The sequence below is a fragment of the Bacteriovorax sp. PP10 genome (assembly GCF_035013165.1).
GTDB classification, from domain to species: Bacteria; Bdellovibrionota; Bacteriovoracia; order Bacteriovoracales; family Bacteriovoracaceae; genus Bacteriovorax; species Bacteriovorax antarcticus.
The window spans coordinates 272,030-297,877 of record NZ_JAYGJQ010000003.1; the positions used below are offsets into that span (position 1 = coordinate 272,030).

Consider the following 25,848-nt stretch of genomic DNA (forward strand, 5'->3'; position numbering starts at 1 on the left):
CCGCTTTAAAGCGGGCCTTTTTTTTATTTAAAATTTATAAGTCACAACAAAATAGTGCCCGAGTCCCGTTGTATTCCCAGCAATACCACCATCTCTTAAAAGTCCCATATCATTGTAGTACTTCAACCCGTAACCAGCAGAATAGCGCTCTGAGTGCCAGTACAATCCGTTATACCAGGCGATTGAACTACTCGAGTGATCTTTATCATCATCAATCCTATTGGCCGCAAAAGTGTAATCTAAGAATCCTTGATATGTGACAAAACTCTTATTGCTAAAAGTATAAAAAGGTTTAAACCAGGCCGTATTGAATAGATATCCATCAAACTTACCTTCGTTGGCCGCTCCGAAATTCTCTCGAACATGACGGGCCATTAACTTCGTCACGACTTTTCCAAACCAAGGAACTTCAAGGTCTGCTCCTAGGCCAATATATTCATCAAATAAAGCGCGATCTCCAACATTGAACAATGTAGCAATAAACCATTCTTTAACCGGGCCGACAGAAAGATCGTGACCGGTAAGAGCATCGAGTGAAAGTTTGGGAGAAAATTTAAAAAAGAGATTATCCTTCTGATGGAGACTGCTGTCTTTTGAATCCAGCATATCTAGCACATCTAAAAATCCGTACACTTCAAAAAGACCAGAGCGTCCGCCAAACTCCAATTCAAAAAAAGTGTCGTGCTTATTTCCGAAAGGGAGTTTATTATCCACACTTTGAAGAATATTGAACTGATACCATTTATAGTCGTTTTTATGAATGTCTCCATCCGTAAAGTCTGCAGTATGGCCTTTAGTCATAAAGGTAAAACAAAGAATCAAAACAAGTAAGGATAAAAAATTCCTAAACATTGGCAGCTCTCTTGTGAATGTTAAATATCAGTCTTATTAGTGAGGTAAAAAGATCTCTTGCATTCGACCTGATTTTTTTAAATCTCGAATGGCAGCGTTCAGTTCCTTAAGTTTCAAATTTGATTTTTTCGAAATAGCACACTTAACCTCAAGCGGGTCAATTTCAAATGGCGCCCTTTGAAGATCAGGGTATTTTTTCTTGTAGTAGTTGTACTCTAAATTATTCAGAAGAATAAAAGGGATCCGAGCGGCATTGAGTTTTGAAAGATTGGCCGTCCCCGACAAGACGTCTTCACGAATAAGGCTTCCGTCTTTGAAATAAGGTGTCAAGTTTGGGTAAACAAAACCAAGAGTCGTGCCGACTGTTTTTCCTTTGAGATCTTTGATCGTTTTTAAGTCAGCATTCCCTTTATATTTGCTATTGCTGACGACGTAATTGCTCTGCTTAAAAATGGGAATGCTCCAGTAGTAATCCTTTGCAAACTCTCCGGCCCAGGCTTCAGTGTTATAACAAACAAGTTCAATTTTTCCATCTGCAAGTCCCGAATCTAAGCGCTTCCTCGGTGAAAGCAGAAATTTAACCGGACGCTTAAGTTTCCTCCCCATCTCTAATCCAATATCAAAAAACAACCCGCCTTGAATCGTTGGATACTCGGTATTGTTATCATAAATTAAAAATGGAGGTGAATTCGTATCGTTAAGGCCGTACACAATCGGCTTAAAATTTGTCTTAGGATTAATATAGCGTTTATAAATTTGCTGAAAGACCTGTTTTTTAGCAAGTCGATCAATAGTCTCATTTAATTTTTTCAAGGTTAAAGAAGATTTTCTAGAAAGTGCACATTGAATATCCGTTTTATCCACGGCAAAGGAACTTCTCTGCAACACGGGATAAGTCTCTTTATAAAAATTATACTCGACTTCGCTCATCACAATGTAATCGAGCTTATTATCTAACAGCTTATTTAAATTCGCGACCACGGTAACAGCATCAACTCTTTGAAGAATTTTGCTTTTAAATTTATCTTCCAGATCCCCATAAAGATAATTTTCAACAGTCCCAATTTTAGTATTCATCAGATGATCTGCACGATCGAAAGGAATTTCTTTTTTCCCAACCAGGATAACTGAATTGGTATAAATGGTTTTACTCCATTGGGCCTCGTCACTCAAACCACCGCTCCACTTCGGACTGTTGTTGCAAGTAAGATCGATATTTCCATTTAAGACTTCAAAAGCTAAACGTGGGCCTGGAAATGTTGTAATTGAATAATCGTCATGAAGCTCTTCGCCTATGGCCACAGACATTTCATACATCAAACCACCAGTGGCGATTCCCATATTTTGATTTTCGAATTGATATAATAAAGGCAGTGAGTGACTTGAATCGAGTCCAAACTTAACAGGATCTGCATGAGCATCTGATTTAAACCCAGAACTAATTACCAATAGAAAAATAAAGAAGAGTAAGAGCTTTTTCACAGGATAACTATAAACTGAAATGCTTAAAAATGATCTTTTTTAATTTAAATTATGGTTCAATGGAGAATGATAATTGCGGCAATGATGCATGAACCGCTTTACATCCCTAACTAGTTCTCAAAATCCTTTTAAGAATTATGATTTTCTTAAATTGATTAAGTGAAATGGAATAAATAAAGGCCCGCTTTCGCAGGCCTCTATAATTATGGAGCTTGTATATCGTCTGAATCGACTGACTCATCAGTCGGATCAAAATAGGTCTTATTGGATTCTTTAGTAGTGCCTGATTTCAAGTTGCCTGCGTAGGCCACTTTCTCTTCTAGAGTCTGCCAGATTTTAAAAGGAGACTTTGTTGGATTTTTTAGAATAATAGATGTTTTAGAGCTGATCCCCAGGGCCCCTTTAATGATCCCTTCTGTGAAAGCAACAGTATAATTTTTAAATGGACTAATACTTTGCCCATTAATTGTCGCCTTTCCAACTTTTAATCCAAACGGAGTTTTGATGTACTGAATTTCCACACCTGAGTAGGCCAGTGGTTCACCAAAACTTGCCAGTGTTTCAAATAAAGTTTTAAGCCAGATTCCTTTAATAGAGGCCTTATAAATAGACCACCCATAAGTATCATCCAGGTCAAAAACTCTTGGGATCGAGTTTAAAATTGTTCTTCTTGTAATCGCTCCCACGGGAAAATTCTCTCCGTTCATTGGAGGAGCATGGATAGAAATATCCGCTTCAACCTTATCTTTCATGGCATCTGAAATAAAGAAGGCCCATTTTTTTGTCCCTTCCGGGTCGTCACTTTTTAAATCACTTTGACCAATTTCTTCTTTTAACCAGTCGGCCCCATAGATATTATCTAAATCAGTATTGGCCTCATCAACTAATGTCTTAATGTGATCATCTTGATTTTCATTTTTTACTGGAACAAGTTCGTAAGAAACCACTTTTAACGGTTTTCCTTTTTCTAAATCAACAATCAATCGTCCCAGGTATTCAGTGTGCATTCCCGCCTGAACAATAGGAACGTCTCTATCGTTTTTATTTTTGACCATTACGGCCTTTGTCAGCTTTGTATGCGAGTGACCACCAACAATCAAGTCGATGTAAGACGTTTTTTTCGCAAGCTTTTTATCTTTACTCACACCCATATGTGTAAGAGCGATAATGAAATCGTTGTTTCTTTTTTTAAGAACTTTTTCATAATCTTTAGCAGCTTCGTATGGATTCGTGATTTTGCTATTATCTAAACTCCAGCTATACCAGATTTCATTGGTCGTTAAACCCAAAAGAGCAATCTTAATCCCATCGATTTCAATTTCTTTATAAGGCTTAATTTTTTCTCTGATATTTGGAAACTGCGGGCCCACTTCAACATTGGCCGCAAGTAGGCTGAAATTTAAATTAATTTTTCCCAGCATCTTATCTAATTCTTCGGCACCCATCAGGTAGTCATGGTTCCCAAGTGTCACAACGTCATAACCGACATTGTTGTGAACTTCAAAACTCTTCATCCCTCTGTCGGCCATATAATAGATATTACCTTCAAGAAAATCTCCAGCATCGAGTACCAGATTTTTCACACCATCTTTATCAGCTTCAGCTTTGTAATAATCGATTAAACTCTTCAGTCTTGCTGAACCACCTGTATTGGTCTGGTGGGTTCCGCCATCCATAAATGAGTGGGTATCATTGGTGTGTAGGATCTGAACAAGCCTTGCTTGTGCAGTAGAAACCATCAGTGAAACTGCAAATAGCACCCCTAGATATTTCGAATTCATGTAACCACCTATTCCTGATTAATTGGCCTGTATGCCTATTGATCGGATTTATAGGGACTTGTTTAAGTTTTCTGCGAACTATTATTTCCCGACGAAAATGATTCGGAAAATTATGCTGACGTATAGGGCAAAACTGGTGTAAGTATTGGATAATTACAACGTAAATTGGGGTCTCTCATGCTTTCATCTTTGAACACAGCGCCGCGCTGCACATTTGCTATTATCTCTCACCCGGATGCCGGGAAGACGACGATGACTGAAAAATTACTTTGGTTCGGACAAGTTATTCGTGAAACCGGAAAGGTAAAAGCGAAAGACGGGAATTATGCAAAGTCTGACTGGATGGAAATTGAAAAGGAACGTGGGATTTCGATTTCATCTTCTGTTATGAGTTTTCCATACAACGAACGTGCGATGCACTTACTAGATACTCCAGGTCACAAGGATTTCTCGGAAGATACATATAGAACACTTACTGCTGTTGAATCAGTTCTGATGATGATCGACTCTGCAAAAGGGGTTGAGGCACAGACGATTAAACTTATGGAAGTTTGTCGTATGAGAGATACGCCAATCGTAACGTTCATGAACAAGTATGACCGTGAAGCGATGGACCCGTTTGAGTTAATTGAAAACGTAGAAAAAATTCTGAACATTCAATGTGTGCCAATGACATGGCCTATTGGTTCAGGTGTAGATTTCAAAGGTGTTTATGATTTAAGAACAAAACAAATCATGAGTTTTAAAAACGCCAAAGACCCTTTCAATCCAATTATCATCGACGCTCAAGATTTAGATGCTCCGGAAGTTTTAGCTTTCGTTGGAGCGCCATTACTGGCAACTCTAAAAGACGAACTAGAATTAGTTGGAACTCTTATTGGAGATTTCAGTAAAGAAGAGTTCCTTCACGGAATCCAGTCTCCGGTATTTTTTGGTTCGGCACTGAACAACTTCGGAGTTAAAGAAACTCTGGATATGATTTCTTCATCTTCACCAGGCCCAAAACCTCGCGAAGTAAAATTAGCTCCATTTGAATCAGATTCAAAAGTGACAACTGTAGACCCGGAAACAACAACTGAGTTCACAGGATTCATTTTCAAAATCCAAGCTAACATGGATAAAAAACACCGCGACCGTATCGCCTTTTTGCGTGTGTGCTCAGGAAAATTTAACCGCAACCAAAATATTTATCACGTTCGCTCTGATAAAAAAATGAAGATAGCCACTCCCCTGATGTTCCAGGCACAGGATAGAGAGATCACTGAAGAAGCATTCCCGGGAGACATTATCGGTCTTCACGACAACGGAAAATTCCAGATTGGTGACACTTTCACTGAAGGCTCAAAGTACATGTTCACTGGAATTCCCAACTTTGCTCCGGAAATTTTCAATAAGGTTATTTTAAAAGACCCGATGAAAGGAAAGCAGCTTGAAAAAGGACTTCAGCAGTTATCTGAAGAAGGAACTGTTCAGCTCTTCACTAGACACTCGACTGGAGAAAAGATTTTAGGTGCCGTTGGTGCCCTACAGTTCGAAGTTGTTAAATACCGTTTAGAAGACGAATACAATGTTAACGCCGCTTACGAAGGATACAACTTCGTTGGTATCAGATGGCTTAAATTTGAAAATGATAAGGACGAAGGAAACTTTGTTTCATTCAACAGTTCAAACATCGCTTACGATCACAAGAAACGTTTATGTTTCTCTGTAAGATCTGAGTGGGACTTAAAACTTGTGATGGAAAAAAATCCAAAAGTTCAGTTCTTTAAAAACTCTGATTACCGCTAATCTCCAACCAAAGAAGAAAAATGTCTGACTTAAAAACGATCCAGAATAGACTAGAAAAAAACTACAAGCACAGAGCGAAGTGGGCAAAACGCGAAGGCTTTGAGGCCTTCCGTTTATACAATAAAGATATTCCTGAATTCCCTTTCATCGTTGATGTTTATAAAGACAACGCGATTATTTATGAAAAGCGCGATGAAGAAATCGATGCTGAGAAGTTTGATCATTTCAACTTCATTATCAGTGCTGTTAAGTATGTTTTAAATATCCCTGAAGAAAAAGTCATCATCAAGTCACGCAAGAGACAAGTTGGCGACACTCAGTATACTAAACTTGAAGAAAGAAATGAGCTGATCGTTGTAAAAGAATACAAGTCAGAGTTTCTGGTAAACCTTCACGACTACCTTGATACTGGATTATTTTTAGACCACAGACCACTAAGACAAATTGTTTCGAAATCAGCAGAAGGCAAAAAAGTTTTAAACCTTTTTTCTTATACTGGATCAATCAGTGTAGCGGCCGCAGTTGGTGGAGCTTCAAAAGTCACAAGTGTGGATATGTCATCGACATACCAAAACTGGGCAAAGAAAAACTTCGAACAAAATAATATCCCTCTAGCAAATCATAACTTCATCGTTGATAGTGCTCTTGAGTATCTAGAGAAAGCTTCTCAACGCTTTGACATCATCGTTTTAGATCCACCGACGTTTTCGAACTCAAAAGGAATGGAAGAGGATTTTGAAGTTGAAAAAGATCAGTTGTTTTTAGTTAAGCACTGCCTTCGCCTGCTTGATCCTAATGGTGTTTTATACTTCTCTAATAATAAGAGAAAATTTAAAATCTCTCCTGAAGTTCTAGAGCTGGCGAATGTTCAGGACATTACACCTCGTACAATTCCAGAAGACTACAAAGATACGAAAGTTCATATGTGTTTTAAGATCACTCATAAAACACCTCAGGCAAAAAAATGATTCAATTTCCAGAAGCGATTCAAAAAGCATTAACTGAAATGAAAATCCAGAACTTGACTCCGATTCAGGAGCAAGCGATTCCGGTTATCATGGAAGGGAAAGACTTAATTGCGCTTTCGGAAACAGGATCGGGAAAAACTCTGGCGTTTACACTGCCTCTAGTGGCAAGTCTTATCGGTGCTCCGAAAAGACCGACAAAAGTTTTAATCATCACACCGACAAAAGAATTATCTGAGCAGATCCTAGGTGTCGCAAAAAAATGCGCACGCTTTACGACGATCATCAGTACCAGCATCTATGGTGGAAATAGTTTCTCTGAACAAGAACGTGAATTAAAAAATGGCGTGCATCTTATTGTTGCTTGCCCTGGTCGCCTTAAAGACCATATTGAAAAAAACACCATTGATCTAAGTGGAATTGAGACGGTAGTTCTTGATGAAGCTGATCAGTTAATGGATATGGGGTTTCTTCCCCACCTTCGTGTTGCTCTTGAAGCGACGAAAGAGCGCAAACAGACTCTTTTATTTTCGGCGACAATGAGTGAAGAAGTAAAACTTTTGACTGAAGAATTCTTAACAGGGGCCACTCTGGTTGAATTCCAGGCCAATAAAGCAAAAGCAATCGTCACAGAGGCCTTCTGCCCGATCACTGACGAGCTTAGATACCCTTTTATTCGCTTTTTATTAAAGCACCATAAGATCAAGGCCTGTTTGATTTTCACACGTACTAAAGACGAAGCTAGAAGCTTAAATGCTCTTTTAGCAGAAGATAAATATAAGAGTGCTGTACTTGAAGGTGACATGACAACTCACCAGAGAAAAAAAGCATTGAATGGACTAAAAGAAAAAACTATCAACATCATGGTAGCGACTGATATCGCCGCTCGTGGTTTAGATATCCCTCACGTTACTCATATTATCAATTTGAATCCTCCGCTAAATGCTGAGTCTTATATCCATAGACTTGGTAGAACTGCTCGCCACGATAAAGGTGGGATGGCGATTACGATCTATATGCCGGAAGAAAAAGAGAAGATTGAAAGAATTTTAGAAGATCAGGGGAAAACTCTGAAGATTACAAAGTTCAAGGAATTCAATTATCAGTTACGTATTGAGAAACGTCATCTTCGAGTTATTAAGAATAATACATCTCTAGATCGTGACGATGAAGACGATGCTGAAGAGCACGGGTTTTAGTTAAAAGGTGCCAGCAGACTTCTGGTAGCTACACTGCTATACGAATTATCATGCAACCTTAATTTGTAAATTTGGATCAAGTCTCTGCGCAAAATCAATTAACTTATCAACTGTAAAAAGGTTAATTTTATATTTCACAATCTCATTTAATCTTGCCGGACCAATATCTAATCTTTTTGCAAGCTCGATCTGGGTAATGTTGTTTTTTAGAATAAAGATAACGAATTTTTCACAAAGAGCGTACTTCAACTCTTCGGCCTTAGTTGCGTTTTCAGGCAAGGCATATGATGGTTTTGCCTTATTAAGTTTTTTTCGAATTTTTGATAATTCTTTTTTATCTGGAAATGCCATAACTACCTTCCTTTTTTCACCCTAAAGGCATTAATAATGCCAATATAATTATACTTATTCTCAAGAAGCCAAATAAGCCGATAGTATTTTTTATTCACTTCTATGACTTTTACAAAGTAACTAAAATCATCTTTCACATCTACTGGGAGTTCATATCCTCCATCAAGTTGAGAAACTAATATTAGAATTAAATTATCATCAACATAGTCAGTATGCTTATTTTCATAATGTGAATCGATAACAACTTCTGAAATAGATCTACCATTGATGAAAATTGAATCAATTTCATAATGCCTTCTTCCCATTAACCCTACCCTGAATTGCGCAATTCCGCAATTATCTATAATTCTAAAAATGTAAGGGTTAATAACTAAATTCTTAAGCATCTAGTTAAGATTTAAGATCTTAGACCTAACTATTTTCAATTATGAGACAGCTCCTAAAAGGCTTAGTCAGGTATTTGCACACTTAGCAGAGTCAATACGTCCCCATTAAGGCAAAAAATATTAAATTATCTTGCCGCTTGCACGGGCCATCTTTTTTCATGCTATAATTGAGGGATATGAGGACGTTGCTTCTAGACTGCAACTATTTTCCGGTAAAAATAATAAATTGGCAGAAGGCCATGATTCTTCTTATGACTGGACGTGCGGAAGTCGTCGATGAATATGAAGACAAGCTGATACGGACCGTTTCCACCTCGTATAAGCTCCCCAAAGTGCTCCGGTTATTCCAGATGCACAAGATCACCTTGAACGTTAAATTTACCAGAATGAATGTCTTTTTTCGCGATAAGTTTCAATGCCAGTACTGCTCTATAAACCTGCCTGCTCACGAACTCACCTTTGATCACATCATACCTGTTTCACAAAAGGGACCTACTAGCTGGGAAAACGTGGTGACATGTTGTAAACCGTGTAACGGTAAAAAAGGATCGAAGAGTTTAAAGAGTTCAGGACTGAATCTTTTGAAGCCTGCTAAAAAACCTAGATGGTCACCAGAATTGTGTCTTCGTCTTTTAGATGATGACCCAAGTGAATGGTGGAACTTCTTCCCGCAAAAAGCGGCCTCTTAAATTAAAAACTAATTCCAAGATTGAGTGCGACTGAATTTTTTTTCGGCGTGCTCGAACTTTTTGACTTCGTCGATGTGTAGGCCGTCGTGACCCCTTCATCAACAACTAACAATTAATTATTGAAAGACTGTGGAGTTAATTAACCCTTTACACAGACAATTTTACTAAATAAAAAGGGAAGTTTTTTCCACAATTAAGTGCCACAAATAAATTCTCTATCGTGGTAAAATTTTTTTATGAAAAAGACTCGAATTCTTACCCCTATTTTTTTAACACTACTGACATTGCCTCAGGCCTTTGCATTACAATGTCCACAAATAGAGAAAGCTCCTTTGTGTCCGCAAAATGGAATCACACTTTTAGATGAAACTTATCCTACTCAGTCTTTTCTAATTTCGAATGCTCCCTTTATTCCAACAAAAGAGGCCAGGGGTGTAACTCGAAAGTTCATTTATAAAATTATTGATAATTATGATTATGAAAACGTTCCACAGATCTTGATATCTGTTGCAGACGTTAATGAGTTCCGTGCACTGGTTGCTTCAACGAAAGCGGAGTTAGTGGGCAAGAAACTTGATTCGAAAAAAATTGAAAGAATTATTGATCAAATGACTTTTGTCCCGGCGCCAAACTATACATGGCAGCAGGATTGGTTTGAATCATTTGTCGATTTAAAAACCGGTGCTCCGGTTGTCAGACAAATTGATTCCTACCCTAGGGTTCGCAAAGATAATGGAAAAACATTGAGTGATGCTGGACTTAAATGTAATGTTAAAGAAGGCCCTCGTCTTATGGGCGATTATCCTGAAGACCTCATGACTGATCCCAGAAAAACAAACCAGACTTTTGGTTCAGGTGAAATGGGTGGAAATATTGAGGGAGCTCCCGGTGGATTCTGTCTAGTTGGAGACAACCAAGGTAAGAAATTTACTGATCAGTTTTGTGGAGACGCAGACAATGTGATTCAGCTTCAAACTTCATGGTTAGAAGTTGGGCACGTAGATGAGATATTTAAAATCATTCCTACACAATTTAATGATGGCCGTCCTAAAGAGTGCGAGTTCTCATTAATGGCCGCAAGTCCTAAAAAAGCTTTAGAGCTTATGAAAAGTCCTGAAAATGGTAAAACTCCTTTCATGGATTTCACAAACCCAGATTATGACCCAAGTGAGGCCCGAGATTCCAGATCTCTCAAAGGACTCGCAGGGAATTCGATTATCTGTAAATACGCTGAAAATATTATGAAGAATAAGGCCACTTCAGATGAAGTTAAACCTGCCGTGAAAGCAGTCTTTTACAAAATTTTATTTGGTGTCTCTATTGCGGAAGCTGCCGACGCAAAATTTAACATTAAGTCGATCTTTAGTCCGCAATATAATCAAGATAATGACATTGGAAAGTTCAATGCTCTTTGTGCTCAAAACATCGACAAAGTTTCTAATTTTGAAATACAGGAAATGATGCTTGAAGACCCTCAATTCATGAATCTCAATAATGCAATTGCTGAATCAATCGAAAATGATAAAGCTAAAATAAAAAGTAAAATTCTTTCTCGTCTTCCTCAATGTGCAAAGTATTATAATGAGCTTGAAGTTCCTAATATTTTTCACGGAACACAACCATTTGTCCGCGCAGATGGAACACTTGAGTTACCAAGACCGGGTACAATTAATTCATTTCTTCCAAACCCAACAAACTCAGTTCTCATGAATAAAACAGTGACTTTCCCCAATACTGGTAATTTGATTTTTAATAAGTATTTAAAAGAAGAAATGGAAAAGAAAAAAATGAAGGCCGACTTTATTTCAACATGGGATTACTCTCATCTTGGTAAAGGAAATATTCATTGCTCTAGCCACTCACTTCCATACTGCCGTCCAAATACTCAAGGATCAAAATGAAATATATCATTTTTTCGCTATTATTTTCTCATACAGTTTATGCAAAAAATGTAACTGAATATGTATGTAATATCGATAAGGATATAAAGGTCGAATTATCTTTATTAGATGCTAAGAATCCCAGTGTGAGCTTGATTCATAAAAATGCTAAATTTGGACTGTGTTTTTTTGAAACACCGCCAACAAAAATAGATCTAGATAAAAAAGCGGTAAATCTCGAAACGCTATGGAATTTAGAATTAAAAAAATGCACTTATTATTCTGATAAATTAAAATCCAAACTAAGCCTTCTTCAAAGTTCTTCCTTTAAACAATCTGCGGGAAAGACTCCCAGCTACTTTCAACTCTTAACAGATCAGCAGCCACTTTTTTGTACGCCCAAGACTTAGCCACCAAATATTGACAGTAGAAAGGCCCCGTACTCTCCCCATTCAAGGTGTAAGAGTTTGTAATCCTTATTATGTTTAACTTAAGTTTTTATAAATAAAAAACTAGTTATAATAGACCTATGATTATCGATTCTAAACTACCTGGCTTCAAAAGCTACCTCAGTGAAGGCCGTCTTAACAATGACGCCTTAAAGACGTCTATTGACCAGTCTGCCGTGGCCGCGAGCGAACAAAACAATGTGGACCTGGAATTAAAAGACAGCACTAAAAACGCTCAGGACAGTTACAAAGAAAAAAAGAAAGAGCATTCAGAAAATCCTGAAGAGCAAAAAGAAGAAAAACCCAAAAAACATGTCGAGACAGAGGCCGAGGCCAAAAGTCGAAATATGAAACTTCTAAATTTGCTTTAAACATGAAGACCATTTTATTTTCATTTTTAATCATCACAACTTTTTCACATGCCCATGCAGAAACAATTCTGCTCAAGTCAGATAAATGGTGCCCTTTTACCTGCAATCCAACCCATACTAAAGACAAACAGCAAGGCTACATCATAGAAGTCGCCAAGATTATTTTTGAGCGCAAAGGCCATAATGTAGTTTTTCAAATTGATAACTGGACGAACTCTATTGAGAGTGTCCGCTTTGGTTTGGCCACAGGAATCGCAGCAACAACAAAACCAGATGCTCCGGATTTTATCTATCCTGCAAAAAGTATGGGAAGCAATAAAGAGTGTTTTTACGTTAAGGCAAAAGACCCTTGGGAGTTTATCAGCATCGCCAGTTTAAAGAACCGCAAGATTGGTATTGTCGAATCCTATGCTTACTCAGCGCCGCTTTTAAGCTATTTTAGAGAGTTCCCTGAACAGATTACTAAAAGTCATGGCGAAAACCCTTTAATGAAAAATATTGATAACCTCACAGAAGGTAAGATCAATACAATTGTAGAAAATCCTTTTGTCTTTAACTATTTTACAGAAAACAAAAAAATACGTGACCAATTTGAAGAGGCCGGATGCACCGAAGGCGATCCACTCTACATTGGCTTCTCTCCCAAGAATCCCCGCTCAAAAGAATTCGCAAAAATCCTCTCAGATGGCATAGAAGAATTGAGAAAGGACGGAACTCTAGGTAAGATAATCGAAAAGTATTCTCTTAAAGACTGGAGTCCTTGATCATGAATTATTGGCTAATGAAAAGTGAGCCCGATGTTTTTTCTATCGATAACCTAAAAACTAAGAAAAAATCAGGATGGGATGGCGTTCGCAATTATCAGGCACGTAATTTCATGCGCGATGATATGAAACTGGGTGATGTGGTTTTATTCTATCATTCAAGCTGTGAAGTTCCAGGTGTAGCGGGCCTTGCAAAGGTTTCTAAGACCTCTCACCCAGACCCAAGTCAATTCGATTCTAAAAGCGAGTATTACGACCCTAAAGCGACGAAAGAAGCTCCACGCTGGTTCATGGTAGAAGTTGAATTCGTAGAGAAATTCGACCACGTTATAACGCTTACAGAAATTAAAAACACGAAAGGTTTAGACAAAATGCCGCTAGTGCAGAAAGGGTCTCGCCTATCTATCAATCCTGTCACTGAGCAGGAATTTAAGATTATTAAGAACTTAGTTTAATCCATTAAAAGTGCTTCCAAGAAGATGTTGATTTAGGGCAAAACCTATCCTAAAGTCACGCATTCTTCTTGGAGACTCATATGAAAAACCTATTCATCATTCTTGCATCACTACTTTTTTCTGCACAAGTTTTTGCAGTTCAAAACGTTGTTTGTATTCCAGCACAAAAACCAAATGTAAAAATTTTAGTAACTTTTAATAAAAATATCGATCCAGCGAAACCTTTTATCGGTTCATATAATTGGGGAGCAACTCTCACAATTACTCAAGTAGGTTCACCTAAAGTTTATGAGAATAAATCAGTGAGAATCACTCCTGAAGTTTATTATTCAGATATTAATTTAAGAGGTGATGCAGAAGGAGTTCACTTAAGACTTTACCCGCGCTTTGATACTAATAACAATTTCACAAACTATGAAGGCCAGCTTTTCATCAACGATCTCGATTATAAAATTTATTTTAACTTCATTGATCGCGATGGAGTGCCGGGCCTTACTTGTAAATAAGTGAACTATGATCTAGGAGGATAGAAATTCATCGGTTGTGTGACCTCGTAAGATTTCGCATTAATGGCCGCAGGAAATTTGAGTCCTTCTAAAATGTTTTTCATACAGATTAAGGCCTGGGCCGACTGAATATCGCTAGATTTTACTTCGGATTTACCTACGCTTCCTTTTTCATTAACAACAAATTTAAAAGTAGCATTCGCTTCCAGCTCTCTAGGTGTTTTACTTGAATCCAGCTGAGATTCATAACAGCGTCTAAACTTCGAAACATTGTCTCTTAGAGTGTCCCTAATATCGCCAGGATTAATGCCTGTTATCGGATCGACTTCGTATTTTTCATGCGCGCAGCTTGCTAGTAATACGGCCATAAAAAAAATTGAAATTATCTTCTTAGTCTTCATGTTAATTCCTTCAAAAAAAAGGCCCTCCGAAGAGGGCCTTTACTTACATACGTTTTGGATAGAAGTTCATCGGCTGAGATACATCATAGTTTCCACCTGATGTTGGCCTTGGGAATTGAATCCCGTGTAGAACGTTCTTAATACAGTCGCGAACTTTATCAGAAGAAATTTCTTCTGATTGAATTTCTGACTTCGTCACTTTTCCTGCTCCACCAACGCTGAACTTAAAGTTCATACGCCCTTGGACACCTTCAGGATTTTTATTTCCATCAAGTTCAGACTGGTAACAGTAGCGAAATTGAGGAATATGATCGCGAAGAATTCTTCTAATTTCATCCGGGTTGATATTTGATAGTGCGATTTTTTCAACCGGCACACCAGCGACCATAACCGATCCTTTTTGAGCAACGCCATCGAATCCTCGAGAAGAATCGATTGTTCCTTTTGCTGATCCAGTTAAGCTACCAATGTTGGTAGCAACCTTAGCTGCATTAGGTGTACCGTTTGGTGAACCTGTAATAAAGCCGTCGCCGCCTCCACCACCAACACCGTTACCGATACCGCCGCCAGTTCCCATTCCTGCTCCACCATCGTCTTTAGCACCTTTGGCAGCAGCACGTTTGATCCCTTGACCGTTCTTTCTGATTGAGTCTGTTACATTCGTCATGTCCAGACCTTGGTACGTATCTCCAGATCCACCAGTGTTATTGTCTTTCGCTTTTACCTGGCTTGCTGCTGATCCTGAACCAACAGTAGTTCTTGGAGCTTTTCTTACGTCAGTTCCTGGCTTATAAGCTTCTTTCTTTTTAGAAGCTGGGTCACCTTTTTGAACGTCTTGAACTTTCTTCTGGTTTTTATCACCGACACGATCAGAATTTTTAACAACTCTGTCCGTACCATTTTTTACTTTTTCTTCAGGCTTAGGGACAACCACTTTTTCCGACTCAGGAGCTACAACTTTGTTTTGAACAATTTTGTTTTTCTTAGGCGGAGGTGTCACCATCGTCATCGTGATTGGAACTAACTTAGGTTCTTCCTTAAGTGTATGTTCCAGCTCCAGATGAGGAAGCTTGATTAAAAAGAAAAACAAGTGAATGATGAAGCTTCCAATCAAAGCGCGTTTATTAAAACGCTTTGTATTCTGCTCCATTGTCGATTCGCCAGGAGTATAAATGGGTTTCTTAACTGCACTCATTTTTATTTCCTATTTACTTCATTCTTTTTGTTGGATCTTCATCAGCAGCGATTGAAAAGTTCTTCGCTCCTGCACTCTTAGCAATGTCCATGATCTCTACTGCTTTTCCTAAAAATGCCTGAGTGTCACCTTCTAGGATAACTGATTCAGTTTTTAGCTCAGCAAGTTTTGCGATCATTTCTGTTGCCAGATTTTCTTCTGTTACATACTTCCCTTGAAGTGCCACTTTACCGGCCTTATCAAGAGTAATAATTAAAATTTCATCCTGCTTCTTCTCATTAGTGATCGAAGTTTTTGGCAGCTCTATATCAAGACCTGATTCAAGTGCCGCACTCGATGTAACCATGAAAATAATCAGAAGCACGAGCATGATGTCGATCAGCGGAGTCATATTGATCTCCGATACGATTTGCTCCTCACCATCTGAACTATTATTTGAACTTCCCATTGCCATAAGGCACTCCTATTTAACTTTTAAAAATTAAAACTATTTCTTAGCAGCATTAAATGATTCGGCCATATCGCCAAGACCATTTTTAAATTTCTGAAGTGCTTCAGAAATCATTACTAAGATGTAGTTGTAAAACATAACCGCTACTACCGCTACAAGGATACCTGCAGCTGTTGCGATAAGTGCTTCTGAAATTGAAACTGATACGATCGCGAAACCTGCTTTACCAGCAGCACCGATTTGCTTGAATGACCCCATGATCCCCCAAACTGTACCGAATAGACCTACGAAAGGAGCAGATGATCCGATAGTACCAAGTATCCAAATGTTTTTCTTAAGACCTAATGTTGTTTCGTTAAGACGACGGTTCATACGAGCGTCCCATTCTTCAGAAGAAGAAGCTTCTTCGAAAACTGCAGAGTGAGGCTTTGCAATGATTTCTGGGCAGTTCTTATATAGCCATTCCATTTCGTTGAAACGTTTTGACTGAATAATTCTCATTCCTTCTTCATGGAAGAACTTTGCTTGCTTGTTGAAATTAATAAGAAACCAAATTTTTTGAATGGCAACTGTCCATACTGCTACTGAGAAAACCAGTAGTGGGTACATGATAAAGCCACCTTGCTTAAATAATTGCATCAATTCCATTCGCTGACTCCTTGTCGCTGTAAGTATCGTATTTTATATATGACTCTTTCTATTGTAATTCCTTAACGGCTAATTTAATTAATATTTTAGCTTAGATTCATATTTTTTTATTGAACTGGTTTACTCCGGCATTTTTGTCACTATTAGGAAATTATTTAAGAGGGCGTTATAATGACAAAATGAAAAATAAATTACCTACTATTTTGCTCGCCCTATCCCTTTCATCACTTGTTGGATTCAGTACCGGTGATGAAGTTGAACTAGATGCCTTCTTAACGGCCAGGACCAGTCCTGACTTTATGAAGTACACCAAAAACATTGCAACAACGCTTGCAGAAGGGACAACCGGTGAAGTTGAAGAGATAAAAAATTTCGAGACTGGAAATTCAGGTATTAAAATGAAAGTGACTAGCGGGCCCAAGGCCGGTGAAAGCTACTGGGTTTACTATAATAAAAATGCACCTGCCATAAAACTGGCATCACGAGATTCTAAAAAAGAAGTTGAACCTGCAAGTATTCCTGTTGTAGAAAAAACGAATACGCCAATAGCGCCAATTCAAGCTGAAACAACAATGGAAGTGACAGGTCGACGTGATATTGAAGAGCATTCTCTTGAAGAGGCGACAAGAATGGCCGACATTGCTTTAGGAAAAGAATTCCTGGGTGAAACTGTTAGTCCTAAAATGCTTCCTTGTGTAGCTGGCAATGACAGTCCTCTATCGCAAAATATCGATACCTACTCTCCACAAAATGCCTTAGCAGATATCAACTCTGGTGAATTAAAATTCATCGGACGTGAACTAATGCCAGGATCAGGACAAAATAGAACATGTATTTATCAAAATGCGAAAGTTTACGTTCTTTACAATAACTGTATGGCCAGTCGTAAAGAAGCACCGGCAACTGATATTGAAGTGATTTCAAAACAAGGTGGAAGCATGAAATTTTATGTGGAAATCTTTGATGCCGGAAAACCTATGAGTAAATTAAGTCGTGATGAATATAAGAAAGGCACATTCAGTGTTGTGTATACAAAAACTCCTGCTCCAGGAAATCTGAATGTAAGTAAGATGGTAGATTATATTAAATCAAATGAAGTTAATGGAGATGCATGTTTTCTTGGAGCAAGTTTTAAAGCTCAAGACATGAATTCAAAAGCAACTTGTATCGGTGGCATCGAAAATAAAGTATCCGACTGGGCACCTTCTGCCGAGAGCTTCTGGAAGAATCCCCCACAAGAATGGTATTCTACTCAATCTAAGTTGAGAAAATTAGTAGAGACCACACCGTTCTGATAGTAATTGATAGAAAAAATGCACCAATTCTCTGTTTTAATTCTAAGAAATAGAAAACAATAGATTATTGTCCTTTAATCGACGGAGTGATTATGACGAAACCTATTGCATTGCTTATGCTTCTTATTTCAGCATCTGCATTTGCTGAATTTGATGAGACTCTTATTCAGGCCCCACTAAAAGAATCGAATGAAGCTGTATTATTTGCTGGTGGTTGCAGGACGAGAGATCATGAAAGGTGGGACATGTGTTACAATATCGATCGCGATAATTACTACACGCCAAGAAGTTTTCAATTTTATAATAACGGTGGCAACGTTGCCGTTCCCAATACTGGTTTTTCAGTCAGTCGCAGTTTCGAATTTAATTTTGAAGACCTCGCTCGCTCAGATATGGGTTTAATGATCTGGGATTCACCGGATGAAAATGAAAGCCATGGCCATTTAAAACTTATGACATTTTTTCCGCGAGATATCATGCCGGCCATCCGTTATGAATCCGATGCAGATAAAGACATCGTGATCGTGAGCTTGCCTACACGTGAAGAAGTTATCTTTAACGGTAAGACAAAAGAGATCATCAGCGGCGCTTTAATAGAAGGTCCAATGAGGCAGACAGCTAGTGGTGCTGCCGTCTCTCCAGACGTTCAATATGCCGGTGCTGGCGTAGTTGTAGAGGCCAGTGCTCTTGCTGGATGGCCTGTAGGATTTGAAGGTGAGGCCAGCGCTAAATATGTCACGATCAAAAAGAAAGGCCAGAAGACATGTAGCGTTTTAGGAAAAGACCTGTGGTATACAGATCACAATAAAGGCGGGAACGTCTTCTTCAATAAGAAGCTTTATTCAAACGTTGCTTTCGATGCTTACGTTAAAAAGAATTGTGGTTTTTCGATTTATTAATTTTTCAAAAGTATGCGCAAAGACCGACCTTCAAGGTTGGTCTTTGGCATTTAAAAATATTTCTTACTTTGTCGTTGGAAAAGTGTCATTTTAATTGCACAATCAATCCGACCAAATTCATTTTCCTTCACCACACACACCGCAAAGAGGAGAACTTCATGAGTCGCTTGGATAATATCTCACTTGGAAAAATTGTCGTTATCAGAGAAAAACTCTTAAAAGCACAGAAAGATGGTCAAAAAATTTACCGTTTTGAATCTGGAGACCCAAGTTTCGACATTCATCCGAATGTAAAAGCAGGAATTCTAAAAGCGCTATCAGCTAACAAAACACATTACATTCCAAACAATGGAATTCCTGAGCTGAGAGAAACTCTTGCTCAAAAATTAAATAACCAAAATAAAATTCCTGTGAAGGCCGCGCACATCTCAATCACAAACGGGGCCATGCACGCTCTATACGTCTGTTACCAGTGCATTGTTGAAGAAGGCGATGAAGTAATCGTCCCCGATCCAATGTGGACTGAGGCCGTGGAAAACGCTCGTCTAGCTGGAGCAAAGACAATAGGTGTAGAACTTAAACCTGAACACAATTATGTCTATAGAGCACAAGATATAGAAGCGGCGATTACGCCAAAAACAAAAGTGATCTTTTTAAACTCTCCCCAAAATCCTACTGGTGCCATCATTCCATTAGAAGAATTAAAAAAGATTGCCGACCTTGCAGTAAAAAATAATCTTTGGTTAATCAGTGATGAAGCTTATGAGCACATCCTGTTTGATGGTGGATCACATACATCTATCGCCTCTTTAATTCCTGATTATGATAAAGCTGTTTCAGTTTTCTCATTCTCAAAATCATACGCGATGAGTGGATTGCGTCTTGGGTACTTCGCTTCGAAAAACGAATTATTCAACGACAGAGCTGGCAAACTTCTTCGTTGTACTGTGAACGGAATCAACAGCATCTCTCAATGGGGAGCTATTGAAGCAGTAAAAGAAACACCAACTGAATGGTATGCAGAAATGAACGCTGAATACTTAAAAAGAAGAGATTTATTTCTTGAATCATTAAAAGGTCAGGACATCCTGACTCCTTATGTTCCAAAGGCCGCATTCTATCTGTGGTGCCGTGTAAAAGATGGCATTGATGTAGAAAAGCTTTCTGAAGACCTGGCCGCAGTTGGTCTTGGAAACGCGCCTGGAAGCTGTTTTGGTGACACGCCATCAAGCCGTCAGTCTATTCGTCTGGCCTTTAGCTGTGATACGAAAATGATCGTTGAAGGCGCAGTTGAATTGAATAAATTTTTAAAAGATTATAAATAGAATTAAAAAATCGCCTGAGTTATCTCAGGCGATTTTTTATCTGCTGATACTTGTTGGTTTTTTTGAAAGCAATAAGTGACCTCCGTAACTTCTCTACAACGGCATCAGGTGTATCAATATTCGCCGCCAGCTGCATCTCGTGAGAGCTCCCCTCAAGCTTCATTATCTTTTCTAGTTTATCGAAATCTTTTCCATCGGCCAGAACCTTATGACGAAAGCTCAAATCATCAAAAGTCATAATATCAATTCGGCCGGCATAAAGAGTTCTTAAATTAAGCTCATCACTGGAAACAAGATCTAAGTTTTTTCCAACGACAAATCCTAATTTTCTAAGTTGATCTGCTTTGTTATCATCGATCACGCCCCCGGCCTTATAATGTCGGGCATCTTCAATTGAATTAATTTTTATATCCTTGCGACTTTTTAATTTCCAGAAATAAACATTATAAGGGGCGATAGATCCGATCCATTTAAAAAGTTTATCGCGCTCAGGAGTTCTCACGATGGAATAAATTAAGACATTCGATTCCCGTAGACCCATTTTATAAGCTCTGGGCCACGGATATATTTTTATATCAGATTTAAATCCGGCATTATTAATAACTGCTTCTACAATTTCTGTGGTGATACCGGAAACTTTATTTCCTTCGGCCATTTGAAAAGGTGGGAAATCGCTCGTCACGACTCTTAGGGTTTCGGCGTTTAAATTGAACGTAATAAATAGAAAAAATAAGTATTTTATCATTACGATCTAATATTAACAGACTTGGTCACAGTCTTAGATTAATAAAACCTAAATAATCGAAGGGGCGTTTTGACCCTGTTTAAATTAGTCTTTTATACAACACTCTAATGGTTATCTCAGGTGTGATTTTATTTCTTTGTATTTATTGGTTTTTTTGAAGGCCTCAAGTGAAGATCGCAACTTTGCGACAACAGAGTCTGGCGTCCCATGACTTGCGGCCAGATACAATTCACTGGATATCCCTTCAACTTTAAAAATCTTTTCTGCCAGAGCTGCATCTTTTTTTTCCTGAATAGCTGTATAACGAAAACTAATAGAGTCATATAATATTAAATCAACTCTTCCGGCATAAAGCTTTCTGAAATTGTCGAGATCGCTGTCTCCCAGATCAAGATTTTTGCCTTCAATAAACCCATGCTTAATGAGAAGCTCACCTTTACTGCCATTGAGCATAGCACCACTCAGATATTTTTTTGCATCCTCAACTTTTTTGATGTGAATGTCTTTTCTTTTTTTTAATTTCCAGAAATAAACATCGTAAGGTGCGATCACACCAATCCATTTAAAATTTTTCTCGCGCTCTTTAGTTCTTACGATTGAGTAAATAAGCATGTTCGGTTCTTTCGTGGCCATTTTATAAGCGCGTGGCCAGGGATAAGCTTTAATCTCGCCTTTGAGACCTGCGCCTTTCAAAACGTCTTTTACAATCTCAGTTGTAAAACCAGAAACATTTTCGCCGTTAATAATTTGAAAAGGGGGAAAGTCGTTTGTGACAATATGCAAAGGATCAGCATGAAGATCAGCAATCATCAGTAAAAAAAGGAATAAAGAGACAATTATTTTCTTCATTGAAAAATTCTAACAGAAAGACTTAGAATTTGAAGTCATAAGAATTACTTTTTGACAGGAAGCTCGATAATGAAGCTGGTATTGGGACAATTTTGATCAAGATAAAATTTTCCATTATGCATTTCAACAATCCCTTTAGAAATGGATAAACCAAGTCCTGTTCCCACTCCTACTTCTTTAGTTGTAAAAAATGGCTGCATAATTTTTTCTGCAATCTCGGCGCTGATACCATGCCCTGAATCCGTCACTGAAATTCTCACTATCTCTTCACTCTTTTGAACTTTTACTTCTACCCATGGTTCAGTAAAATTTGAAACAGCATCATAAGCATTGTTGATTAAATTCAATAAGACCTGGGCCAGTTGTGTTTCCTGGCAAAGCAGTTCTGCATCAAGATCACCTGATGTTTTTAAAAGCACCCCCTGGTATTTAAAACGTTCGTAACAAAGCTCCAGAACATCATCGAGCAATGATTTAAATGTCACAACCTGAAATGGATCCCCTTCACCATGTCTGGAGAAAGTTCTAAGACCTTTAATGATTTTTACAATACGTAAGCTATTTTGTTCAATCTTGGAAATTTCCTTACTCAAGAATTCCACATTCACTTCGCCTGACTCTAATTTTTTTAGTATGTGATACGCCTTCCCTTTAATAATCGCCAGTGGATTATTAATTTCGTGGGCAATCCCGCTGGCCATTTCTCCTAATGAAGAAAGCTTGGCTGAGCTGATCATGCGCGCTTGCTGATCTTTAATCAGTTCATCCTGTCTTCTTTTCTCACCGATATCCTGACCGATACTGATAATGTTTCCATTACCTAATTTTACGTTGGTCCAGACAGTATGGGCGACACCACCATTCTTTTTTACAATATCAAATTCATGCCATCCAGCGCGAGACTCACTTAAAAATCGATAAGCACTTTCTTGTTCCTCTGGTGTCGCAAAACATTTTGTAGAAAGATCTGTGAGAGTCTCTAGGTCATCCAGAGTCCACCCCAGATTTTCACTACACTGTGGGTTCACCCATTCAATTTTTCCAGCGCGCTTGAAAAAAATCATCATAATAGGAATGTTATTAATGATGGTCGCAAAAAGTTTATCTTGTTCAACTTTATTCGTAATATCCCAGTTGATACCTGTCACGCGAATTGGTTTGCCACCGCTGTCTCTTTGAACATAACCTTTGGCCCCGATGTAGCGGATGCCTCCATCAACGTGCCTGATCCTAAAGTCTGTATCAAAATCAATACTCTCATTTTCCACTGAAGCTTGAAGTGCACTGGTGGCCTTCTCCAGATCTTCAGGAATAATAGAATTAATCCAGTCATGATAATTATTGGAGAACTCAGTGCGCTTCACTCCAAAAATTTCGAACATCTGGTCATCCCAAACCAGTTTATTCGTTGTGATTTCCCAATCCCATACACCAAACTTAGTGGCCTCTAAAACTAATTTGAAGCGGTCATTAAGCCTGACTCTTTCTTCTTCAAGCTCTTTTAAATAAGTGATGTCAGTGTGTGTCCCGGAAAACCTTACTGGTTTTCCTTCACGGTATTCAACAACACGTCCTTGATCTAAAATCCAAACCCAATGCCCGTCCACATGTTTCATTCTGTGAACGTTTCTGTAGTAAGGAGTTTTACCATCAAGATGCTCTTGAATGTCTATGTATGTTTGAATTTTATCTGCAGGGTGAGTGTAAAAATCCCATGTGGCCAGTTCATGTTTTACTGCATTCACATCAAGACCTATCATCGAACAAAAGCGATCATTAAAAACTACGGTATTGGAATCAAGATCCCAATCCCATGTTCCGTAATTTCCACTTTCAATAATTGTTTCGTAACGACTCTTCTCACGCAATCTCTGACTGACGTCTTCAATCGTTCCAAAAACACGAAGAACAACTCCGTCACGCATGGCCGCTCTGGCCACACAACGAACCCAGGACTTTTTTCCTTTGGCCGTAATGAAAGGAAGTTCCAGATCGTAACTTTCACCAAACTGTAAAAGCTTCTCAACAAACTTTTCCATTTTTTTGTGAGTATCTTCTGAAAAAAATTTCAACCCATCATCCAGCATTGGTTGATAAGTTTCATAATCTGTTTCATGAATTTGATGAGTCATCTTAGACCAGAATAACTCATTGGTCGCGAGGTCTATCTCCCAACTACCGACGCGAGAGACTTCCTGAGTTTCCATCAGAATTAATGACTCACGTTTAGAGATGGTAATATCTCTTACAATACAGAAGATTTGATTTTCTTCTTTTATCGGAGAAGCACTCCACTGCAGCCAACGGTATCCGGTTTCCTTATGACGAAAGCGGCATTCAAAACCACTCGTCACATATCCATCAAACTTAGTAAGTTTGGAAAACTCTGCAATAAAAATATCTAAATCGTCGGGATGAACAAGAGTAAAAAAAGAAGTGAAGCGCAGTTCGTGAATCGGCCAGCCAAGAGTTTTTTCCCACGATGGATTAAGATCGTGAAACTCTCCGCGTAGATTAATCACGCAAAGCATTTCTGGGGAAAGTTTAAAATATTCCGCGCCGAATTGTGGCATTCATTATCCAAAAATCAATTAATAACTTTTAGATGAAATGTTAACAAATACGACGCAAATATCTACTTATATTTTTATAGACTGTTTACGTACTGGATAACCGCTTTCGTACGAGATAAATCAGTTTTACCTTGAACGATCAACTTAACAGCATCGGCCTGCTTTAAGCGGCCGGCCTGCATTTTCGCACAAACTAATGGCTCTAGTGGATCAGTGATCGCGTAAACTGTTTTATGCTGAGGCCATAGATTTGTGATGTCGTTAGATCCACCAGCACAAAGTGGAATGAAGTGATCAATTTTAAAATCTGCTCTTGGTAGGCTTGTAATGGCGTAACCAAACTTTTGATCATATTCATTGATTAGTGCTTCTTTGGTTTCATAACTTACATCGCGTTCACAATAAGCGATCTTCTCTGGGTACCTGTACTCGTTTGGACGATCACAAAGTTTTCCCGGAGTAATCGACAATTGCGGTCCCATTGGGAAGGACGCACTGGCGCTAACCTCGAAAGAGAAAGCAGCTAATAATGAGAGAACAAAAGAAATTTGTAATGTTTTTTTCATGTAGACTTTATAAAGCAGTTTTCAGAATCTTTCACAGATCTTTCATGCTCTTGAAATTTTTACATCAACCAGGCCAGGCCCAATCAACAAAATTCAGTCATTAATGATCAAACTAGCTGATAGTGCGTTGGTAAGGTTGGGCGTATTGATGGCGTCTTTGACGTCCACGGCCTTTAGAGTTTTAAGCTCAATCTTTAAGGTAGGCCCTTTTGCATCCTCTATTTCGTCACTCAGGCGCTTAAGATCTATTGAAACTCTGGCCTTTCCACTCGGAAGCTTTTCAATCGTGTAGTCACTTGCCTCGAGCTGATCGTTTAACAGGATTTTGTCTTTAAACAGCTTTCTGCTGGCACTTAGTTTTACATTTAAAACGAAGTTTGAGGCCTGCGTGAGATCGGCCGTTTCAAAGGTGGCCACTCCGTCCGAAAAACTTAAATCCTCAAGGCCATACTTAATGGCATTAAGATCTGCAATAGGAGAAAAATCCAGGTCTAGATTAATCACTCGTTCAATACTCTCATTTGTCGCTGATTCTTTTTTAGTCACGATAAAAAGTTTAACGATCGCTTCCATACAGTGAGCTGCGTAGCTCTCCGATGTCGCAGTCAGGTCCATAGTGAAAGTGCAGTTATTTAAATTATAATTTTTTGAACGAAGAGTTTTAACAATATTAAATTTTGCATTAATAGTTTTCCCATCAATAACCTTAGACGTCGTCACAGTATAAACGTCTCCACTTCCAATATTGATTTCCGTTGCAGAAAACGCATCGACAGCGGCAACTATCAGGAAAACGATTCCCAATAAAAGCACGGCGAGATACTTGGCATGAATAAACTTGCTGTTCATAAGACTTCCTAACTTTATTTAATGTAATTAATCTAAGTTAGGATAAAGCTCTAAGCTCTGGCGAGTGAGACAGTCGTCTAATCCATTTAAAAGACGCGTTTGTAAGAATTTTCATTCAAATGTAATAATTAAAA

General features: G+C 38.4%; 27 protein-coding genes. 13 read left to right on the forward strand and 14 right to left on the reverse strand.

Translation table 11 applies throughout. The features are described 5' to 3' along the window. Positions 1–27: 27 nt before the first annotated feature. The 3 genes from SHI21_RS19030 to SHI21_RS19040 form a co-directional block, all read right to left on the reverse strand. Positions 28–801, reverse strand: coding sequence for a nucleoside-specific channel-forming Tsx family protein (locus SHI21_RS19030; protein WP_323578689.1), 774 nt, complete (start codon positions 799–801; stop codon positions 28–30). An 87-nt stretch (positions 802–888) separates the two neighbouring features. Beyond that, entirely contained in the window at positions 889–2,334 is a 1,446-nt protein-coding gene (locus SHI21_RS19035) for a substrate-binding periplasmic protein (RefSeq protein WP_323578690.1), read from the reverse strand. Positions 2,335–2,537: 203 nt separating this feature from the next. Then, positions 2,538–4,115 carry a bifunctional metallophosphatase/5'-nucleotidase gene (locus tag SHI21_RS19040; protein WP_323578692.1) on the reverse strand — a complete coding sequence of 526 codons (1,578 nt, stop codon included), beginning with the start codon at positions 4,113–4,115 and terminating at the stop codon, positions 2,538–2,540. 177 nt (positions 4,116–4,292) lie between these two features. Here SHI21_RS19040 and SHI21_RS19045 point away from each other — a divergent pair, with 177 nt between their 5' ends. Genes SHI21_RS19045 through SHI21_RS19055 form a run of 3 tightly spaced genes read left to right on the forward strand, consistent with a single transcriptional unit; the run spans position 4,293 to position 8,067 of the window. Then, positions 4,293–5,903, forward strand: coding sequence for a peptide chain release factor 3 (locus tag SHI21_RS19045; protein ID WP_323578693.1), 1,611 nt, complete (start codon positions 4,293–4,295; stop codon positions 5,901–5,903). Positions 5,904–5,923: 20 nt separating this feature from the next. Then, positions 5,924–6,871 (forward strand): class I SAM-dependent methyltransferase, encoded by a 948-nt coding sequence (locus tag SHI21_RS19050; RefSeq protein WP_323578694.1) that lies wholly within the window; start codon positions 5,924–5,926, stop codon positions 6,869–6,871. Continuing rightward, positions 6,868–8,067, forward strand: a complete 1,200-nt coding sequence (locus SHI21_RS19055; protein ID WP_323578695.1) for a DEAD/DEAH box helicase — start codon at positions 6,868–6,870, stop codon at positions 8,065–8,067. Before SHI21_RS19050 ends, SHI21_RS19055 begins: the two co-directional genes overlap by 4 nt. Before the next feature lie 48 nt (positions 8,068–8,115). Here the strand turns inward: SHI21_RS19055 and SHI21_RS19060 are convergent, their stop codons facing one another. Both SHI21_RS19060 and SHI21_RS19065 read right to left on the reverse strand, forming a co-directional pair. Further along, the gene (locus SHI21_RS19060) at positions 8,116–8,418 is read right to left on the reverse strand and encodes an XRE family transcriptional regulator (protein WP_323578696.1); all 303 of its coding nucleotides are present in this window, start codon (positions 8,416–8,418) and stop codon (positions 8,116–8,118) included. A 2-nt stretch (positions 8,419–8,420) separates the two neighbouring features. Then, positions 8,421–8,804, reverse strand: a complete 384-nt coding sequence (locus tag SHI21_RS19065) for a hypothetical protein (RefSeq protein WP_323578697.1) — start codon at positions 8,802–8,804, stop codon at positions 8,421–8,423. A 386-nt stretch (positions 8,805–9,190) separates the two neighbouring features. Between SHI21_RS19065 and SHI21_RS19070 the strand changes: the two genes are divergently transcribed. The 7 genes from SHI21_RS19070 (at position 9,191) to SHI21_RS19100 (ending at position 13,918) form a co-directional block, all read left to right on the forward strand. Further along, positions 9,191–9,493, forward strand: coding sequence for an HNH endonuclease (locus tag SHI21_RS19070; RefSeq protein ID WP_323578699.1), 303 nt, complete (start codon positions 9,191–9,193; stop codon positions 9,491–9,493). A 236-nt stretch (positions 9,494–9,729) separates the two neighbouring features. Beyond that, complete coding sequence (locus SHI21_RS19075; protein ID WP_323578701.1) at positions 9,730–11,394, forward strand: protein-arginine deiminase family protein; 1,665 nt, start codon at positions 9,730–9,732, stop codon at positions 11,392–11,394. Then, positions 11,391–11,783, forward strand: coding sequence for a hypothetical protein (locus tag SHI21_RS19080; protein ID WP_323578703.1), 393 nt, complete (start codon positions 11,391–11,393; stop codon positions 11,781–11,783). The genes SHI21_RS19075 and SHI21_RS19080 overlap by 4 nt, the downstream gene beginning before the upstream one ends. 119 nt (positions 11,784–11,902) lie before the next feature. After that, positions 11,903–12,193, forward strand: a complete 291-nt coding sequence (locus tag SHI21_RS19085; RefSeq protein WP_323578704.1) for a hypothetical protein — start codon at positions 11,903–11,905, stop codon at positions 12,191–12,193. Positions 12,194–12,195: 2 nt separating this feature from the next. Beyond that, positions 12,196–12,957, forward strand: coding sequence for a substrate-binding periplasmic protein (locus SHI21_RS19090; RefSeq protein WP_323578705.1), 762 nt, complete (start codon positions 12,196–12,198; stop codon positions 12,955–12,957). Between the two features lie 2 nt (positions 12,958–12,959). Then, complete coding sequence (locus SHI21_RS19095; RefSeq protein WP_323578706.1) at positions 12,960–13,412, forward strand: EVE domain-containing protein; 453 nt, start codon at positions 12,960–12,962, stop codon at positions 13,410–13,412. A gap of 80 nt (positions 13,413–13,492) precedes the next feature. Next, the gene (locus tag SHI21_RS19100; protein WP_323578708.1) at positions 13,493–13,918 is read left to right on the forward strand and encodes a hypothetical protein; all 426 of its coding nucleotides are present in this window, start codon (positions 13,493–13,495) and stop codon (positions 13,916–13,918) included. Between the two features lie 5 nt (positions 13,919–13,923). Here SHI21_RS19100 and SHI21_RS19105 read toward each other — a convergent pair whose 3' ends face one another. From SHI21_RS19105 to SHI21_RS19120, 4 genes are read right to left on the reverse strand one after another with little or no spacing between them, the layout of a single operon-like run. After that, positions 13,924–14,319 carry an AgmX/PglI C-terminal domain-containing protein gene (locus SHI21_RS19105; protein WP_323578709.1) on the reverse strand — a complete coding sequence of 132 codons (396 nt, stop codon included), beginning with the start codon at positions 14,317–14,319 and terminating at the stop codon, positions 13,924–13,926. Positions 14,320–14,362: 43 nt separating this feature from the next. Further along, the gene (locus SHI21_RS19110; RefSeq protein ID WP_323578710.1) at positions 14,363–15,514 is read right to left on the reverse strand and encodes an AgmX/PglI C-terminal domain-containing protein; all 1,152 of its coding nucleotides are present in this window, start codon (positions 15,512–15,514) and stop codon (positions 14,363–14,365) included. Positions 15,515–15,527: 13 nt separating this feature from the next. Beyond that, positions 15,528–15,968, reverse strand: a complete 441-nt coding sequence (locus tag SHI21_RS19115; RefSeq protein ID WP_323578713.1) for an ExbD/TolR family protein — start codon at positions 15,966–15,968, stop codon at positions 15,528–15,530. A 33-nt stretch (positions 15,969–16,001) separates the two neighbouring features. Beyond that, positions 16,002–16,613 carry a MotA/TolQ/ExbB proton channel family protein gene (locus SHI21_RS19120; protein ID WP_323578714.1) on the reverse strand — a complete coding sequence of 204 codons (612 nt, stop codon included), beginning with the start codon at positions 16,611–16,613 and terminating at the stop codon, positions 16,002–16,004. A 179-nt stretch (positions 16,614–16,792) separates the two neighbouring features. On the opposite strand from SHI21_RS19120, the gene SHI21_RS19125 reads away from it, so the two are divergent. The 3 genes from SHI21_RS19125 to SHI21_RS19135 all read left to right on the forward strand — a co-directional run bounded on the left by SHI21_RS19125 (position 16,793) and on the right by SHI21_RS19135 (position 20,132). Beyond that, entirely contained in the window at positions 16,793–17,908 is a 1,116-nt protein-coding gene (locus tag SHI21_RS19125; RefSeq protein WP_323578715.1) for a hypothetical protein, read from the forward strand. A 92-nt stretch (positions 17,909–18,000) separates the two neighbouring features. Continuing rightward, positions 18,001–18,807 carry a hypothetical protein gene (locus tag SHI21_RS19130; protein ID WP_323578716.1) on the forward strand — a complete coding sequence of 269 codons (807 nt, stop codon included), beginning with the start codon at positions 18,001–18,003 and terminating at the stop codon, positions 18,805–18,807. A 158-nt stretch (positions 18,808–18,965) separates the two neighbouring features. Continuing rightward, complete coding sequence (locus SHI21_RS19135; RefSeq protein WP_323578717.1) at positions 18,966–20,132, forward strand: pyridoxal phosphate-dependent aminotransferase; 1,167 nt, start codon at positions 18,966–18,968, stop codon at positions 20,130–20,132. Between the two features lie 19 nt (positions 20,133–20,151). On the opposite strand, the gene SHI21_RS19140 is transcribed toward SHI21_RS19135, so the two are convergent. The 5 genes from SHI21_RS19140 to SHI21_RS19160 all read right to left on the reverse strand — a co-directional run bounded on the left by SHI21_RS19140 (position 20,152) and on the right by SHI21_RS19160 (position 25,714). Next, a complete protein-coding gene (locus SHI21_RS19140) occupies positions 20,152–20,877 on the reverse strand; it encodes a substrate-binding periplasmic protein (RefSeq protein WP_323578719.1) in 726 nt (241 codons plus the stop codon). A 111-nt stretch (positions 20,878–20,988) separates the two neighbouring features. Continuing rightward, positions 20,989–21,726: a substrate-binding periplasmic protein gene (locus SHI21_RS19145; protein WP_323578721.1), complete on the reverse strand. Its 738-nt coding sequence runs from the start codon at positions 21,724–21,726 to the stop codon at positions 20,989–20,991. 44 nt (positions 21,727–21,770) lie between these two features. Beyond that, positions 21,771–24,299: a PAS domain-containing protein gene (locus SHI21_RS19150; protein WP_323578723.1), complete on the reverse strand. Its 2,529-nt coding sequence runs from the start codon at positions 24,297–24,299 to the stop codon at positions 21,771–21,773. A 74-nt stretch (positions 24,300–24,373) separates the two neighbouring features. Beyond that, positions 24,374–24,865, reverse strand: coding sequence for an HNH endonuclease signature motif containing protein (locus SHI21_RS19155; RefSeq protein ID WP_323578724.1), 492 nt, complete (start codon positions 24,863–24,865; stop codon positions 24,374–24,376). A 93-nt stretch (positions 24,866–24,958) separates the two neighbouring features. After that, the gene (locus tag SHI21_RS19160; protein WP_323578726.1) at positions 24,959–25,714 is read right to left on the reverse strand and encodes a hypothetical protein; all 756 of its coding nucleotides are present in this window, start codon (positions 25,712–25,714) and stop codon (positions 24,959–24,961) included. Between the last annotated feature and the right edge of the window lie 134 nt (positions 25,715–25,848).

Coding starts and splice junctions, on each gene's coding strand:
- SHI21_RS19030 (WP_323578689.1), bottom strand. CDS start 801: ATGACTAAAGGCCATACTGCAGACTTTACGGATGGAGACATTCATAAA.
- SHI21_RS19040 (WP_323578692.1), bottom strand. CDS start 4,115: ATGAATTCGAAATATCTAGGGGTGCTATTTGCAGTTTCACTGATGGTT.
- SHI21_RS19045 (WP_323578693.1), top strand. CDS start 4,293: ATGCTTTCATCTTTGAACACAGCGCCGCGCTGCACATTTGCTATTATC.
- SHI21_RS19050 (WP_323578694.1), top strand. CDS start 5,924: ATGTCTGACTTAAAAACGATCCAGAATAGACTAGAAAAAAACTACAAG.
- SHI21_RS19055 (WP_323578695.1), top strand. CDS start 6,868: ATGATTCAATTTCCAGAAGCGATTCAAAAAGCATTAACTGAAATGAAA.
- SHI21_RS19060 (WP_323578696.1), bottom strand. CDS start 8,418: ATGGCATTTCCAGATAAAAAAGAATTATCAAAAATTCGAAAAAAACTT.
- SHI21_RS19065 (WP_323578697.1), bottom strand. CDS start 8,804: ATGCTTAAGAATTTAGTTATTAACCCTTACATTTTTAGAATTATAGAT.
- SHI21_RS19070 (WP_323578699.1), top strand. CDS start 9,191: ATGAATGTCTTTTTTCGCGATAAGTTTCAATGCCAGTACTGCTCTATA.
- SHI21_RS19075 (WP_323578701.1), top strand. CDS start 9,730: ATGAAAAAGACTCGAATTCTTACCCCTATTTTTTTAACACTACTGACA.
- SHI21_RS19080 (WP_323578703.1), top strand. CDS start 11,391: ATGAAATATATCATTTTTTCGCTATTATTTTCTCATACAGTTTATGCA.
- SHI21_RS19085 (WP_323578704.1), top strand. CDS start 11,903: ATGATTATCGATTCTAAACTACCTGGCTTCAAAAGCTACCTCAGTGAA.
- SHI21_RS19090 (WP_323578705.1), top strand. CDS start 12,196: ATGAAGACCATTTTATTTTCATTTTTAATCATCACAACTTTTTCACAT.
- SHI21_RS19095 (WP_323578706.1), top strand. CDS start 12,960: ATGAATTATTGGCTAATGAAAAGTGAGCCCGATGTTTTTTCTATCGAT.
- SHI21_RS19100 (WP_323578708.1), top strand. CDS start 13,493: ATGAAAAACCTATTCATCATTCTTGCATCACTACTTTTTTCTGCACAA.
- SHI21_RS19105 (WP_323578709.1), bottom strand. CDS start 14,319: ATGAAGACTAAGAAGATAATTTCAATTTTTTTTATGGCCGTATTACTA.
- SHI21_RS19110 (WP_323578710.1), bottom strand. CDS start 15,514: ATGAGTGCAGTTAAGAAACCCATTTATACTCCTGGCGAATCGACAATG.
- SHI21_RS19115 (WP_323578713.1), bottom strand. CDS start 15,968: ATGGCAATGGGAAGTTCAAATAATAGTTCAGATGGTGAGGAGCAAATC.
- SHI21_RS19120 (WP_323578714.1), bottom strand. CDS start 16,613: ATGGAATTGATGCAATTATTTAAGCAAGGTGGCTTTATCATGTACCCA.
- SHI21_RS19125 (WP_323578715.1), top strand. CDS start 16,793: ATGAAAAATAAATTACCTACTATTTTGCTCGCCCTATCCCTTTCATCA.
- SHI21_RS19130 (WP_323578716.1), top strand. CDS start 18,001: ATGACGAAACCTATTGCATTGCTTATGCTTCTTATTTCAGCATCTGCA.
- SHI21_RS19135 (WP_323578717.1), top strand. CDS start 18,966: ATGAGTCGCTTGGATAATATCTCACTTGGAAAAATTGTCGTTATCAGA.
- SHI21_RS19140 (WP_323578719.1), bottom strand. CDS start 20,877: ATGATAAAATACTTATTTTTTCTATTTATTACGTTCAATTTAAACGCC.
- SHI21_RS19145 (WP_323578721.1), bottom strand. CDS start 21,726: ATGAAGAAAATAATTGTCTCTTTATTCCTTTTTTTACTGATGATTGCT.
- SHI21_RS19150 (WP_323578723.1), bottom strand. CDS start 24,299: ATGCCACAATTCGGCGCGGAATATTTTAAACTTTCCCCAGAAATGCTT.
- SHI21_RS19155 (WP_323578724.1), bottom strand. CDS start 24,865: ATGAAAAAAACATTACAAATTTCTTTTGTTCTCTCATTATTAGCTGCT.
- SHI21_RS19160 (WP_323578726.1), bottom strand. CDS start 25,714: ATGAACAGCAAGTTTATTCATGCCAAGTATCTCGCCGTGCTTTTATTG.